This window comes from Stenotrophomonas sp. YJH_SMC_20, assembly GCF_059367845.1.
This window is the reverse complement of record NZ_JCAFRG010000008.1, coordinates 48,979-63,799: the sequence shown is the minus strand read 5'-3', so window position 1 is coordinate 63,799 and position 14,821 is coordinate 48,979. Positions and strand designations below refer to the sequence as shown.

General features: G+C 64.6%; 12 protein-coding genes and 2 tRNA genes. All 14 read left to right on the top strand.

What is annotated here, in order from left to right; genetic code table 11:
• Positions 1-80 precede the first annotated feature (80 nt).
• Positions 81-608 (top strand): NADH-quinone oxidoreductase subunit NuoE, encoded by a 528-nt coding sequence (nuoE, locus tag AC5P6A_RS14365; RefSeq protein ID WP_014647867.1) that lies wholly within the window; start codon positions 81-83, stop codon positions 606-608.
• A 4-nt stretch (positions 609-612) separates the two neighbouring features.
• Positions 613-1,953, top strand: coding sequence for an NADH-quinone oxidoreductase subunit NuoF (nuoF, locus tag AC5P6A_RS14360; protein WP_180876558.1), 1,341 nt, complete (start codon positions 613-615; stop codon positions 1,951-1,953).
• Positions 1,950-4,184: an NADH-quinone oxidoreductase subunit NuoG gene (gene nuoG / locus AC5P6A_RS14355; RefSeq protein ID WP_134729864.1), complete on the top strand. Its 2,235-nt coding sequence runs from the start codon at positions 1,950-1,952 to the stop codon at positions 4,182-4,184. Before nuoF ends, nuoG begins: the two co-directional genes overlap by 4 nt.
• Positions 4,181-5,275 carry an NADH-quinone oxidoreductase subunit NuoH gene (gene nuoH, locus AC5P6A_RS14350; protein WP_058982298.1) on the top strand — a complete coding sequence of 365 codons (1,095 nt, stop codon included), beginning with the start codon at positions 4,181-4,183 and terminating at the stop codon, positions 5,273-5,275. The genes nuoG and nuoH overlap by 4 nt, the downstream gene beginning before the upstream one ends.
• 4 nt (positions 5,276-5,279) lie before the next feature.
• Positions 5,280-5,768, top strand: coding sequence for an NADH-quinone oxidoreductase subunit NuoI (gene nuoI / locus AC5P6A_RS14345; protein WP_005410456.1), 489 nt, complete (start codon positions 5,280-5,282; stop codon positions 5,766-5,768).
• Between the two features lie 9 nt (positions 5,769-5,777).
• Complete coding sequence (locus tag AC5P6A_RS14340; protein WP_019660582.1) at positions 5,778-6,434, top strand: NADH-quinone oxidoreductase subunit J; 657 nt, start codon at positions 5,778-5,780, stop codon at positions 6,432-6,434.
• Complete coding sequence (nuoK, locus tag AC5P6A_RS14335) at positions 6,431-6,736, top strand: NADH-quinone oxidoreductase subunit NuoK (protein ID WP_005417921.1); 306 nt, start codon at positions 6,431-6,433, stop codon at positions 6,734-6,736. The genes AC5P6A_RS14340 and nuoK overlap by 4 nt, the downstream gene beginning before the upstream one ends.
• A gap of 7 nt (positions 6,737-6,743) precedes the next feature.
• Positions 6,744-8,912: an NADH-quinone oxidoreductase subunit L gene (gene nuoL, locus AC5P6A_RS14330; RefSeq protein ID WP_019660581.1), complete on the top strand. Its 2,169-nt coding sequence runs from the start codon at positions 6,744-6,746 to the stop codon at positions 8,910-8,912.
• 23 nt (positions 8,913-8,935) lie between these two features.
• Positions 8,936-10,444, top strand: a complete 1,509-nt coding sequence (locus AC5P6A_RS14325; RefSeq protein WP_019660580.1) for an NADH-quinone oxidoreductase subunit M — start codon at positions 8,936-8,938, stop codon at positions 10,442-10,444.
• 15 nt (positions 10,445-10,459) lie between these two features.
• Positions 10,460-11,920 (top strand): NADH-quinone oxidoreductase subunit NuoN, encoded by a 1,461-nt coding sequence (gene nuoN / locus AC5P6A_RS14320; RefSeq protein WP_019660579.1) that lies wholly within the window; start codon positions 10,460-10,462, stop codon positions 11,918-11,920.
• Between the two features lie 127 nt (positions 11,921-12,047).
• Positions 12,048-12,124: transfer RNA gene (locus tag AC5P6A_RS14315), tRNA-Met, on the top strand.
• 82 nt (positions 12,125-12,206) lie between these two features.
• A tRNA-Met gene (locus AC5P6A_RS14310) sits at positions 12,207-12,283 on the top strand.
• A gap of 365 nt (positions 12,284-12,648) precedes the next feature.
• Positions 12,649-13,239, top strand: a complete 591-nt coding sequence (gene rimP / locus AC5P6A_RS14305; RefSeq protein WP_019660578.1) for a ribosome maturation factor RimP — start codon at positions 12,649-12,651, stop codon at positions 13,237-13,239.
• Between the two features lie 4 nt (positions 13,240-13,243).
• The gene (gene nusA, locus AC5P6A_RS14300) at positions 13,244-14,755 is read left to right on the top strand and encodes a transcription termination factor NusA (RefSeq protein ID WP_019660577.1); all 1,512 of its coding nucleotides are present in this window, start codon (positions 13,244-13,246) and stop codon (positions 14,753-14,755) included.
• Positions 14,756-14,821: the final 66 nt, after the last annotated feature.

Sequence of the window (14,821 nt, the reverse complement as noted above, 5' to 3'; positions counted from 1 at the left end):
ACGCCCGCTGCAGGCAGCCGGCGCAAGCCGGCGCCGCAGTTTCTGGAATTTCACGTTATGCATTTCGCTGAGGTCGGCCGATGAAGGCGACAGGTAATTTCGAGGCGGCGCGCGACGTCGACCCGATGGTGGTGCTGAGCGACAAGACCCGCGCTCACATCGATCACTGGCTGTCCAAGTTCCCGCCGGATCGCAAGCGCTCTGCCGTGCTGCAGGGCCTGCATGCGGCCCAGGAGCAGAACCAGGGCTGGCTGACCGACGAGCTGATCGCCGCCGTGGCCAAGTACCTGGACCTGCCGCCGGTCTGGGCCTACGAGGTCGCCAGCTTCTACTCGATGTTCGAGACCGAGAAGGTGGGCCGCAACAACGTGGCCATCTGCACCAACATCAGCTGCTGGCTCAATGGCGCCGAAGACATCGTGCGCCACTGCGAGAAGAAACTGGGCATCAAGCACGGTGAATCGACCCCGGATGGCCGCGTCTACCTCAAGCGCGAGGAAGAGTGCCTGGCCGGCTGCGGCGGCGCACCGATGATGGTCATCAACGGTCACTACCATGAGCGTCTGACCCTGGAAAAGGTCGACGAGCTGCTGGACGGGCTGGAGTAAGGGCATGGCACATCACCACGAATCCAAGGGTCCGGTCGGCCCCGCGCCGCTGCCGCACCAGGTGGTCTACACCACCCTGCATTACGACACCCCGTGGTCGTACGAAAGCTACCTGAAGACCGGTGGTTACGCCGCCCTGCGCAAGATCCTCGAAGAGAAGATCCCGCCGGAGCAGGTCATCGAGATGGTCAAGGCCTCGGGCCTGCGCGGCCGCGGTGGCGCAGGCTTCCCGACCGGCCTGAAGTGGTCCTTCATGCCCAAGGGCAACATGCAGAAGTACATCCTCTGCAACTCGGACGAATCCGAGCCGGGCACCTGCAAGGACCGCGACATCCTGCGCTACAACCCGCACTCGGTGGTGGAGGGCATGGCGATCGCCTGCTACGCCACTGGTTCGACCGTGGGCTACAACTACCTGCGCGGTGAATTCCACCACGAGCCGTTCGAGCACTTCGAGCAGGCCCTGGCCGACGCCTATGCGAACGGCTGGCTGGGCAAGAACATCCTCGGCAGCGGCGTGGACATCGACATCTACGGTGCGCTGGGCGCCGGCGCCTACATCTGCGGTGAAGAAACCGCGCTGATGGAATCGCTGGAAGGCAAGAAGGGCCAGCCGCGCTACAAGCCGCCGTTCCCGGCAAACTTCGGCCTCTACGGCAAGCCGTCGACGATCAACAACACCGAAACCTACGGTTCGGTGCCGGCGATCATCCGCAACGGCCCGGAGTGGTTCAAGGGCCTGAGCCTGACCGCCAACGGCGGCCCGAAGTGCTTCTCGGTGTCCGGCTGCGTGCAGAACGGCGGCAACTTTGAAGTGCCGCTAGGCACCACCTTCGACGACCTGCTGGAAATGGCCGGTGGCCTGCGTCCGGGCCGCAAGCTCAAGGGCGCGATTCCGGGCGGCGTGTCGATGCCGGTGCTGACCGCGGCCGAGCTGAAGGGCCTGCCGATGGACTACGACACCATCCGTGCGCTGGGCTCCGGCCTGGGTTCGGGGGCCATCGTGGTGCTCGACGACAGCGTCTGCTGCGTCAAGTTCGCCTGCCGCATCAGCCAGTTCTTCCACAAGGAATCGTGCGGCCAGTGCACGCCGTGCCGTGAAGGTACCGGCTGGATGCACCGCGTGCTGGAGCGCATCGTCGCCGGCAAGGCCACGATGGATGACCTGCACCAGCTGAAGGCGGTGGCCGGCCAGATCGAAGGCCACACCATCTGTGCGTTCGGTGAAGCGGCTGCATGGCCCATCCAGGGCTTCCTGCGCCAGTTCTGGGACGAATTCGAGTACTACATCGTCAACGGTCATTCGATGGTTGACGGCAAGAAGGTGGAGGCAGCCGCCGCATGAGCGCGCAACCCGTAAACCCGAACGTGCCACCAGACCACGTGACCATCGAGATCGATGGCAAGTCGCTGGTCGTGCCCAAGGGTTCGATGATCATCCAGGCGGCCGATAAGGCCGGCATTCCGATTCCGCGCTTCTGCTACCACGAGAAGCTGCCGATCGCCGCCAACTGCCGCATGTGCCTGGTGGACGTGGAGAAGTCGCCGAAGCCGGCGCCGGCCTGCGCTACCCCGGTGATGGACGGCATGAAGGTCGCCACCCGCAGTGAGAAGGCACTGAAGTTCCAGCGCTCGGTGATGGAGTTCCTGCTCATCAACCATCCGCTGGACTGCCCGATCTGCGATCAGGGCGGCGAGTGCGAGCTGCAGGACGTATCGTTGGGCTATGGCCGTTCGGTCAGCCGTTTCAACGAGCGCAAGCGCGTGGTGCCGGACGAGGACATGGGGCCGCTGGTGGCCACCGAGATGACCCGTTGCATCCAGTGCACCCGCTGCGTCCGCTTCACCGCCGACGTTGCCGGTACCTACGAACTGGGTGGCATGTACCGCGGTGAGAACCTGCAGATCGGCACCTTCGACGGCAAGCCGCTGACCACCGAGCTGTCGGGCAACGTCGTCGACGTCTGCCCGGTCGGCGCGCTGACCAACAAGGTGTTCCAGTTCCGCGCCCGCCCGTGGGAGCTGACCGCGCGCGAGTCGCTGGGCTACCACGACGCGATGGGTTCGAACCTGTTCCTGCACGTGCGTCGCGGCGAAGTGCTGCGCACCGTGCCGCGCGACAACGAAGCGGTGAACGAGTGCTGGCTGTCCGACCGCGACCGCTACTCGCACCAGGGCCTGTACAGCGAAGACCGCGCGGTCAAGCCGCTGCGCAAGGTCAATGGCGAGTGGAAGGAAGTGAGCTGGGCCGAAGGCCTGGCCGCAGCCGCCGAGATCCTCAAGGCGAACCAGGGCGACAACCTGGGCGTGCTGGTGCATCCGTCGACCTCGAACGAGGAGGGTGCGCTGCTGGCTCGCCTGGCCAAGGGCCTGGGCTCGGGCAACATCGACCACCGCATCAACAACCGCGATTTCTCCGACGCCGCAACCGCCGAAGTGTTCGGCCTGCCGCTGGCCGAGATCGAAGGCGCCGACCGCATCGTCGTCCTGGGCAGCAACATCCGCCACGAACTGCCGCTGCTGCACGCCCGCCTGCGCAAGGCGCAGACCACCAAGGGCGCGAAGATCCACGTCATCAATCCGGTGGACTTCGACTTTGCCTTCAGCATTGCCGGCAAGCAGATCGTCGCACCGTCCAAGTTCGTCGATGCGCTGGCCAGCAGCGAGCTGCGTTCGGCAGTGCAGGGCGGCAACAACACCGTACTGATCGTCGGTGGCATCGCCGAGAATCACCCGCAGGCTGCCGCGATCCGCGCCGCGGCGCGTGACTTCGCCGCAGCGACCGGTGCCAAGCTGTGCCGCATCCCGCAGGGCGCCAACGCCGTGGGCCTGACCCGCGCCGGCGTGCTGCCGGCCGGCAAGGACGTCGCCGCGATGCTGGCGCAGCCGCGCCAGGCCTACGTGGTGTACGGGCTGGAGCCGGGCCTGGACTTCGCCGATGCACCGGCCGCGCGCAAGGCGCTGGTGGGTGCCCAGGTGGTGGCGTTCAGCCACTTCGCCTGCGCCTCGACCCGCGACGTTGCAGACGTGATCCTGCCGATCGGTGCGCTGCCGGAAATCGATGCCACCCTTACCAACCTCGACGGTCGCGAGCAGTCGGCCCGTGCCGGCGGCAAGCTGCCGGGCGAGGCCCGTGAAGGCTGGCGCGTGCTGCGCGCCCTGGGCGGCGACATGGCGCTGGCCGGTTTCGACTTCACCGACCTGGCCGGACTGCGTGCCAGCCTGGCCCCTGTGTCGGTCAGTATTGCCGCTTCGGCACAGCCGGCGGTTGCCGGTGAAGGCCTGGAAGTGGCTTCGACCGCCGCGATCTACCGCACCGATGCGGTGGTCCGTCGCGCGCCGGCGCTGCAGTCGCATCCGCTCAGCAACGCCCCGCGCATCGTGCTGAACGCTGAAGATGCCGCTCGCCTGCAGCTGCAGGAAGGGCAGATGGCCAAGGTCGGCACCGATGCCGGCAAGGCCACCCTGCCGGTGGTGGTCGACGCCCGCGTCGCAGCGGGTTCGGTCTGGATTGAATCGGGCCACGGCGCGACCGCGCCGCTGGGTGCCGCTCGCGTATCGGTGGTGGCTGCATGAACGAATTGCTGTTGAACGCGGTCGACCCGCTGCACCAGTGGCTGCTGGGCCTCGGTGACATCGGCGCGCTGATCTGGATCATCCTGAAGATCCTGGTGATCGCCGTTCCGGTGATCATCTCGGTGGCCTTCTACGTGGTCTGGGAACGCAAGCTGATCGGCTGGATGCACGTCCGCCACGGCCCGATGTATGTCGGCATGGGCATCTTCCAGGCCTTCGCCGACGTCTTCAAGCTGCTGTTCAAGGAAGTGGTCCAGCCGAGCAGCGCCAACAAGGCGATCTACCTGCTGGCCCCGCTGATCACCCTGGCCCCGGCCTTCGCGGCCTGGTCGGTGGTCCCCTTCGATTCGCAGATCGTGCTGTCCAACGCCAACGCCGGCCTGCTGTACCTGCTGGCGATGACCTCGCTGGGCATCTACGGCATCATCCTGGCCGGCTGGGCGTCCAACTCGAAGTACGCGTTCCTGGGTGCGATGCGCGCCTCGGCACAGATGATCAGCTACGAAATCGCCATGGGCTTTGCCCTGGTCGGCGTGATGATCGCCTCGGGCAGCCTGAACCTGAGCAACATCGTGATGGCGCAGGCCGGCAGTTCCGGCTTCTTCGACTGGTTCCTGCTGCCTTTGTTCCCGCTGTTCGTCATCTACTGGGTGTCGGGCGTGGCTGAAACCAACCGCGCGCCGTTCGACGTGGTGGAAGGCGAATCGGAAATCGTCGCCGGCCACATGGTCGAGTACTCCGGCGGCGCGTTCGCCCTGTTCTTCCTGGCCGAATACGCGAACATGATCCTGATCAGCTTCCTGATCTCGATCTTCTTCCTCGGCGGCTGGCTGAGCCCGGTCCAGGGCTGGGTCAACTTCGGCGATGTCTCGCCGCTGGTCGACTGGGTCTGGAAGGGCGGCGCGCCGTGGCTGTTCGTCAAGGTGTTCTTCTTCGCCAGTGCCTACATCTGGTTCCGTGCCAGCTTCCCGCGCTTCCGCTACGACCAGATCATGCGCCTGGGCTGGAAGGTCTTCATCCCGCTGGCCATTCTGTGGATCGCGGTTACCGCCGTCATGGTGTTCTTCGGCGTGATTCAAAAGGGCGTCTAAAGTGATGAACAGGATTACCCATTACTTCAAGAGCCTGCTGCTGCTCGAACTGCTGGCGGGCCTCTGGCTGACGCTGAAGTACAGCTTCAAGCCGAAGTACACGATGATGTACCCGATGGAGAAGTTCCCGCAGTCGCCGCGCTTCCGTGGCCTGCACGCGCTGCGCCGTTACCCCAACGGCGAAGAGCGCTGCATTGCCTGCAAGCTGTGCGAAGCGGTGTGCCCGGCGCTGGCCATCACCATCGACTCGGCCAAGCGTGAGGACGGAACCCGCCGCACCACGCGCTACGACATCGACCTGTTCAAGTGCATCTTCTGCGGCTTCTGCGAGGAAAGCTGCCCGGTGGACTCGATCGTCGAAACCCACATCCTCGAGTACCACTTCGAGAATCGTGGCGAAAACATCGTTACCAAGCCGCAGCTGCTGGCCCTGGGCGACCGTCTCGAAAACGAGATCGCCGAGCGTCGTGCCGCCGATGCCGCTTACCGCTGAGGTCGAGAGATGGATTGGGTAAATATCGCTTTCTGGGTGTTCGCCATCGCGGCAACGGTTTCGGCCGGTGCGGTGATCAGCGTGCGCAACCCGGTTCACGCCGTGCTCTGCCTGGTGCTGACCTTCTTCTCCATTGCCTGCGTGTGGCTGCTGGTGGGCGCCGAGTTCCTCGGTGTGGCGCTGGTGCTGGTCTACGTCGGCGCGGTGATGGTGCTGTTCCTGTTCGTGGTGATGATGCTGGACATCGACCCCACCAAGCTGCGTGAGGGCTGGGTGCGCTACCTGCCGGTCGGCCTCATCGTCGCCGTCGCGATGCTGGTGCAGATGCTGATCCTGATCGGCGTCAAGGCGCGTTCGGCCACGCCGTTCCCGGCCGACAACGCCGCTGCGGTCGCCGCCGACACGTCCAACATCACCTGGCTGGCGCGCACGTTGTTCACCGAGTACCTGCTTCCGTTCGAGTTCGCCGCCGTCATCCTGACCGTGGCCGTGGTTGCTGCCGTGATGCTGACCCTGCGTCGCCGCACCGGCGTCAAGAGCCAGAACCCGGGTGAGCAGACCATGGTCAAGGCCGGCCAGCGTCTGCGCATGGTCAAGATGGGTGCCGAGGCCCCGGTCGTGCACAGCAACAGCAAGCCGGCCACCGGCGAGGAGACCCAGCCGTGATTACCCTTGGCCACATCCTTGCGCTTGGCGCGGTGCTGTTCGCCATCAGCCTGGCCGGCATCTTCCTCAACCGGAAGAACGTCATCGTCCTGCTGATGTCGATCGAACTGATGCTGCTGTCGGTGAACATCAACTTCGTCGGCTTCTCGCGCCAGCTGGGCGATCCGTCCGGCCAGCTGTTCGTGTTCTTCATCCTGACCGTCGCCGCCGCGGAAGCCGCCATCGGCCTGGCGATCCTGGTGACCCTGTTCCGTACCCGCCGCACGATCAATGTCGGCGAAGTCGATTCGTTGAAGGGCTGATCCACAGATGGAAATCACTCTCTCCAAGAGTCTGTTGATCGCAGTGGTGCTCGCACCGCTGTTCGGCAGCATCATCGCCGGCCTGTTCGGTCGCCAGGTCAAGCGCTTCGGCGCGCAGACCATCACCATCCTCGGCGTCGCGGTGGCCTGCGGCCTGTCGATGTACACGTTCTACCAGTTGATGTGGGGCGGCGCGCAGCCGTTCAACCAGAACATCTACACGTTCTTTGAAGTCGGCCAGTATTCGGCGCACGTCGGCTTCATGGTCGACAAGCTGACCGCGATGATGATGGTAGTGGTGACCTTCGTGTCGCTGCTGGTCCACATCTACACGATCGGCTACATGCAGGACGACCCGGGCTACCAGCGGTTCTTCAGCTACATCTCGCTGTTCACCTTCTCGATGCTCACCCTGGTGATGAGCAACAATTTCCTGCAGCTGTTCTTCGGCTGGGAAGCGGTGGGCCTGGTGTCGTACCTGCTGATCGGCTTCTGGTTCAAGCGCCCGACCGCGATCTTCGCCAACATGAAGGCGTTCCTGGTCAACCGCGTCGGTGACTTCGGCTTCCTGCTGGGCATCGCCGGCGTGCTGTGGGTGTTCGGCACCCTGGACTACTCGCAGGTGTTCTCGCAGGCCGGCATGCTGGCTGACCCGCGCGCCCAGCTGCAGATCTGGGACGGCACCATCCTGGGCATGCAGCTGCTGAACGAGCCGGTGATCTGGTCGATCGCCACCGTCATCTGCATCTGCCTGTTCATTGGTGCCATGGGCAAGTCGGCCCAGGTCCCGCTGCATGTGTGGCTGCCGGACTCGATGGAAGGCCCGACCCCGATCTCGGCACTGATCCACGCCGCGACGATGGTGACAGCCGGTATCTTCATGGTCACCCGCATGTCACCGCTGTTCGAGCTGTCGCAGACCGCGCTGAACTTCGTGCTGTTCATCGGTGCCACCACCGCGTTCTTCACCGGCCTGATCGGCATCGTGCAGAACGACATCAAGCGCGTCGTCGCGTATTCCACGCTGTCCCAGCTGGGCTACATGACGGTTGCACTGGGCGTGTCGGCCTATTCGGCCGCCGTGTTCCACCTGATGACCCACGCCTTCTTCAAGGCCCTGCTGTTCCTGGGCGCCGGCTCGGTCATCATCGCGATGCACCACGAGCAGGACATGCGCAAGATGGGCGGCCTGCGCAAGTACATGCCGATCACCTTCATCACCATGTGGATCGGTACCCTGGCGCTGGTGGGTACGCCGTTCTTCTCCGGCTTCTACTCGAAGGACACCATCATCGAGGCGGCCGAGCTGCACGCGCACCTGTCCAACAACTGGGTGGCCACCTACGGCTACTGGGCCGTACTGGGCGGCGTGATCGTCACCAGCTTCTACAGCTTCCGCCTGCTGTTCCTGACCTTCCATGGCAAGGAACGATTCCGCGACACGCATGATGACCACGCGCATGGCCATGGCCATGACGAGCACCATGCCGCCGACGCCCACCACGGCGATGCGCATCACGACGACCACGGCCATGGCCACGGTCCTCATGAGCCGCACGAAACCCCGTGGGTGGTGACCCTGCCGCTGATCCTGCTGGCCATCCCTTCGATCGCCATCGGCTTCTTCAGCATCGGTCCGATGCTGTATGGCACCGACTGGGCCGGCCACCACGCGCACGACGCCATCAAGGGACAGGCGCATACGTTCTTCACCGGCATCGTCGACTTCTACGATCCGGCCAAGAACACCATCGGCTTCCTGGGCGAGGAGTTCCATGGCCCGGTCGCGTTCGCGCTGCACGGCATGATGGCGCCGGCGTTCGTGCTGACCGTTGCGGGCTTCCTGCTGGCCGCACTGTTCTACCTGTGGAAGCCGGACCTGTCGGGCAAGGCCCGCAAGACCTTCGCTCCGCTGGTTTCGGTGCTGGAAAACAAGTACGGCTTCGACAAGCTGTGGATCGATGGCTTTGCCGGTGGCAGCGTCAAGCTGGGCAAGGTCTCGCGCTGGATCGACAGCAACATCGTCGACGGCGTGGTCAATCTCTCGGCACGTGTTGTGGACGTCGCAGCCGGCGTGCTGCGTCGTACCCAATCCGGTTTCCTCTATCACTACGCCTTCGCGATGATCATCGGCCTGATTGCCCTGCTGGGCGTGCTGATGCATTACCTGCGTTGATGACCTGTACGGAATAAGAAGACGTGTCGAACTGGCCTCTACTCAGTGTCCTCATCTGGCTGCCGATCATCGGTGGTGCCCTGATTCTTGCGATCCGTGATGCGCAGACCGCCCGCTGGGCGTCGCTGGGCGTAGCGGTGCTGACGTTCGTGGCGAGCCTCTCGCTGCTGAGCGGCTACAACGCGGGCGTCGACGGTCTGCAGTTCGTCGAGACCCACGCCTGGATCCCGGCGTACAAGATCGGCTACAACCTGGGCGTGGACGGCATTGCCGTGGCGCTGATCCTGCTGACCACCCTGGTCAGCGTGCTTGCCCTGATCGGCGCCTGGAGCGCCATCGACAAGCGCGTGAACCAGTACGTGGCGGCCTTCCTTATCCTGGAAGGCGTCACCGTGGGCATCTTTGCTGCGACGGACGCGATGCTGTTCTACGTGTTCTTCGAAGCGATGCTGATTCCGATGTTCCTGATCATCGGTGTCTGGGGCGGCCCGCGCCGCATCTACGCCGCGCTGAAGTTCTTCCTGTACACCTTCCTCGGCTCCGTGCTGATGCTGGTGGCGCTGATCTACCTGTACATGAAGGGCGGCAGCTTCCAGCTGGCCGACCTGTACGCACTGCCGCTGTCGGCCAAGGAACAGACCTGGATCTTCTTCGCCTTCCTGATCGCCTTCGCGGTCAAGGTGCCGATGTTCCCGGTCCACACCTGGCTGCCGGATGCCCACGTGGAAGCGCCGACCGCCGGTTCGGTGATCCTGGCCGCGATCGCCCTGAAGATCGGTGGCTACGGCTTCCTGCGCTTCAACCTGCCGATCGTTCCGGACGCGTCGCAGGAATGGGCCTGGCTGGTGATCGCGTTGTCGCTGATCGCAGTGATCTATGTCGGCCTGGTCGCCCTGGTGCAGGACGACATGAAGAAGCTGATCGCCTACTCGTCGATCGCGCACATGGGCTTTGTCACCCTCGGCACCTTCATCGCCCTGTGGCTGGTGCGTGAAGCCGGCAACGCCGATGCCGCCCGCCTGGGCCTGCAGGGCGCCATGGTGCAGATGATCTCGCACGGCTTCGTGTCCGGCGCCATGTTCTCCTGCGTCGGCGTGCTGTACGACCGCATGCACAGCCGCCGCATCGCCGATTACGGCGGCGTGGTCAACGTGATGCCGTGGTTCGCCACCTTCGCCATGCTGTTCTTCATGGCCAATGCTGGCCTGCCGGGTACCAGCGGTTTCGTCGGCGAGTTCATGGTCATCCTCTCGGCCTTCCAGCGTAATCCGTGGATCGCCCTGGGCGCGGCCACCACCCTGATCATCGGCGCCGCCTACACCCTGTGGCTGTACAAGCGCATCTTCTTCGGCGAAGTGGCCAACAGCCATGTGGCCGAACTGAAGGACATCAACGGCCGCGAATGGCTGGTGCTGGGCGTGTTCGCCATCGGCGTGCTGGCCCTGGGCATCTACCCCAAGCCGCTGACCGACCTGATGGAGCCCTCGATCGCGAAGCTGGCGATGCAGATCGCATCCAGCAAGCTGCTGTAATTCCAGGATTTGATGATGACCACCTCGCCGCTGCTGCCATTGACCGCCGCTGACCTGCCACCGCTCGCTCCCGAGCTGGTGCTGATCGGCAGCGCCTTCGCCCTGATGATCCTCGACCTGTTCGTCAGCAACCGGAACAAGATCGTCACCCACCTGTTCGCGCTCGCTGCGCTGGCCGTGGTGCTGTTCATGCTGGCCACCGGCGTGGGCGGGCAGGGGGAGGTCTTCCATGGCATGTTCGTGCGCGATACCGCCGCGGACGTGATGAAGACCGGGATCGTGCTGCTCAGCGGCCTGACCCTGATCTACGGCTGGCGCTACCTGCGTGACCGCAACCTGTTCCAGGGCGAGATCCCGGTGCTGATCCTGTTCGGTACCGCCGGCATGATGATCCTGGTCTCGGCCGGCAGCCTGCTGATGGTCTACCTGGGCCTGGAGCTGCTGGCGCTGTGCTCCTACGCCCTGGTCGCCAGCAACCGTGAAAACGGCCTGGCCTCGGAAGCGGCGATGAAGTACATCGTGCTGGGCTCGCTGGCCTCGGGCCTGCTGCTGTACGGCATGTCGCTGATCTACGGCGCCACCGGCAGCCTGCACCTGGACGTCATCCGCGATGCCATCCCGCACTCGGAAGAGCGCGTGCTGCTGATCACCGGTGCGGTGTTCATGATCGCCGGCGTCGCCTTCAAGCTGGGCGCCGCGCCGTTCCACATGTGGCTGCCGGACGTCTACCAGGGTGCCCCGGCACCGATCGCGCTGTTCATCAGCTCGGCGCCGAAGCTGGCGGCCTTCGGCATGGCCTACCGCCTGCTGGAAATGGGCGTGGGGCCGCTGTCGACCGAGCTGCAGCTGCTCATTGCCGGCCTGGCCGCAGTCTCGCTGGTCATCGGCAACCTGATGGCCATCGCGCAGAGCAACCTCAAGCGAATGCTGGCGTTCTCCACCGTCTCGCACATCGGCTTCCTGCTGATGGGCATCGCCGGTGGCGGCGCGCAGGGCTATGCCGCCGCGCTGTTCTACGCACTGGCCTACGCCATCATGTCGACCGCTGCCTTCGGTGCGATCATCGCCCTGTCGCGCGCCGGTTTCGAAGCCGAGAACATCGAGGACTTCAAGGGGCTCAACGCCCGCAATCCGTGGATGGCCGGCCTGGTGCTGTGCATCATGGCGTCGCTGGCCGGCATCCCGCCGTTCCTGGGGTTCTGGACCAAGCTGGCGGTGCTGGGCGCGGCCGTCAACGGCGGCCTGCTGTGGCTGGCCATCCTTGGCGTGCTGTGCGCCGTGGTGGGCTGCTTCTACTACCTGCGCGTCATCAAGGTCATGTACTTCGATGAGCCGGTGGGCGAGGCCATGCCGCGCAGCAACGACCGCGTGCTGGGCCTGGTGCTGGGCGTGAACGCGCTGGCACTGCTGGCGCTGGGCCTTGCCTGGAACCCGATCATGGTCTGGTGCCAGCAGGCATTTGCGCATCTTGCATAAAAATTGACACAAAGCTGCGCGATTCGTGTAATATGCGCAGCCTGAGTTGTCACTGCAGCGGTTCAGCCAGAACATCGTTGCGGTAGCCGTCATCGAGAGAGCGCGGCAGCAGTTCAAACACTTCCGGTGCGGGGTGGAGCAGTCTGGCAGCTCGTCGGGCTCATAACCCGAAGGTCGCAGGTTCAAATCCTGCCCCCGCTACCAACGTCGGATCGGCGCCAACCGATTTGATGAATGAGGGAATGCTTGCATGTTTCGAAGCAATCGCTCATAATTCCGCTTCTGATGCGGGGTGGAGCAGTCTGGCAGCTCGTCGGGCTCATAACCCGAAGGTCGCAGGTTCAAATCCTGCCCCCGCTACCAAGTAAAGAGATCGCCTTCGAAGTCCTCCTTCGAAGGCGTTTTTCTTTGGGCTGGCCCGTTTCTGTAGAGTCGAGCCATGCCCGAACTGCCGGTGCGGAAAAGGGGCTGCCCCCAGGCCCGCACCTTGCACCAGCGCGGTGCAGCCGCTATCATCAGCGGCCTAGCAGTACCCCTGAAGGCGGCCTCCCAGCGGGAGTCCGGATCCGGAAGGAGGGCCGCGACCGGCAGGCAATGCAGGTTGCAACCGGAATCCAGTCACCGGAGTCTTTCCGGAAAAGGGGCCCAGCGGGCCCTTTGTCGTTTCCGGGGCGTCATGTTTTCACGCTGGCCAAGGCCGGCACCCAACCAAGAGATCAAGGCAGGCTGTGAGCGACAAGGCAACCGACATCGCGAATCTGCTCGCCCCGACCGTTGTGTCGCTGGGCCTGGAGCTGCTGGGCGTTGAGTATCTGCCGGCCCCCGGCGGTGCGACCCTGCGCCTTTACATCGACGTGCCACTGGCTGAACAGCCCGAGCGCATCATCAATGTCGACGACTGTGAGCGGGTCAGCCGCGAAGTGTCGGCGCAGCTGGACGTCGAAGACCCGATCAGCGGCAATTACACGCTGGAAGTGTCCTCGCCGGGCGTGGATCGCCCGTTGTTCAACCTGGAGCAGTTCGCTCGCCACCAGGGTGAATCGGCCAAGGTCACGCTGAAGCTGCCGCAGGACAACCGTCGTCGCCTGCAGGGGCGTATCGAGGCGACCGACGAGGCTGCGGGCACCATCACCTTCATCGTCGACAAGGCCGAAGTGGTGGTGTCGGCCGACAACATCGACAAGGCACGGATCATGCCCGACTGGGTGGCGCTGGGGCTGGCCCCGAGCAAGCCGACCGGTCCGGCACCGAAGCGTCCGAAGCCGAACACGAATTCTTCTTCCAACGAGCCGGCGGCAAAGAAGCCGCGCGCGGAGTGAGCCAATGAGCAAGGAACTGTTGCTGGTAGTCGACGCAGTCGCCAACGAGAAGGGCGTGCCGCGTGAAGTGATCTTCGATGCCATCGAGGCCGCTCTGGCCTCGGCAGCGAAGAAGCGCTATCCCGACGAGGAAGTGCTGACCCGCGTGGTCATCGACCACAAGGATGGCAGCTACGAAACCTTCCGCCGCTGGGAAGTGGTGGCCGATGATGTGGTCATGGAGTCGCCCGACCGCCAGATCCGCCTGATGGATGCCGTCGACGAAGCCGAAGGCGTCGAGGTCGGCGACTACATCGAAGAACAGATCGAGAACCCGGACTTCGGCCGCATTGCTGCCCAGGCCGCCAAGCAGGTCATCGTCCAGCGCGTGCGCGAAGCCGAGCGCCAGCAGGTCGTGGACGCGTGGAAGGATCGTGTCGGTGAGTTGATCACCGGCGTGGTCAAGCGCGCCGAGCGTGGCAACATCTATGTCGACCTCGGTGGCAACGCCGAAGGCTTCATTCCGAAGGACAAGGGCATCCCGCGCGACGTGCTGCGCGCCGGTGACCGCGTGCGCGGCTACCTGGCCGAGGTCCGTTCGGAACCGCGTGGTCCGCAGCTGTTCATCAGCCGCGCCGCCCCGGAATTCATGATCGAGCTGTTCAAGCTGGAAGTGCCGGAAGTCGGCCAGGGCCTGGTGGAAATCAAGGCCTGTGCGCGCGATCCGGGCGATCGCGCCAAGATCGCCGTGCTGGCCCACGACCAGCGCACCGATCCGATCGGTGCCTGCATCGGCATGCGCGGTTCGCGCGTGCAGGCCGTGTCCAACGAGCTCAACGGCGAGCGCGTGGACATCGTGCTGTGGAACGACAATCCGGCCAACTTCGTCATCAATGCGATGGCGCCGGCCGAAGTCCAGTCGATCATCGTCGATGAAGACAAGCACTCGATGGACCTGGCCGTTGCCGAAGACCGTCTCGCCCAGGCGATCGGCAAGGGCGGCCAGAACGTGCGCCTGGCCAGCCGCCTGACCGGCTGGCAGCTCAACGTGATGACCCAGGACCAGGTCACCGCCAAGTCGGAGGCCGAGCAGGCCGCCGCACGCCAGCTGTTCATGGACAAGCTGGAAGTGGACGAAGAGATCGCCGGCATCCTGGTCAGCGAAGGCTTCGGCACCGTCGAGGAAATCGCATATGTCCCGGTCGGCGAACTGCTGGCCGTGGAAGGTTTCGACGAAGACATCGTCGAAGAGCTGCGCGCTCGTGCCCGCGATGCGCTGCTCAATGAGGCCCTGGCAGTCGAGGAAGGCCTTGAAGACGGCCAGCCGGCGCAGGACCTGCTGTCCCTGAAGGGCATGGACGAAGCCACCGCGTATGCGCTGGCCGGCCACGGCGTGCGTACCAGCGAGGACCTGTCCGACCTGGCCGCCGACGAGGTCATGGACTTCGGCATTGAAGGGCTGGACCAGGAGCGCGCTGCGGCGCTGATCCTGGCCGCGCGTGCCGAGGAGATCGCCCGACTGGAACGCGGCGAATGAGCCGGCAATGAACAGGGCCCTGAGCCGCTCAGGGCGTAGAATCCGCGCCACCTCCAGATGCGGGGG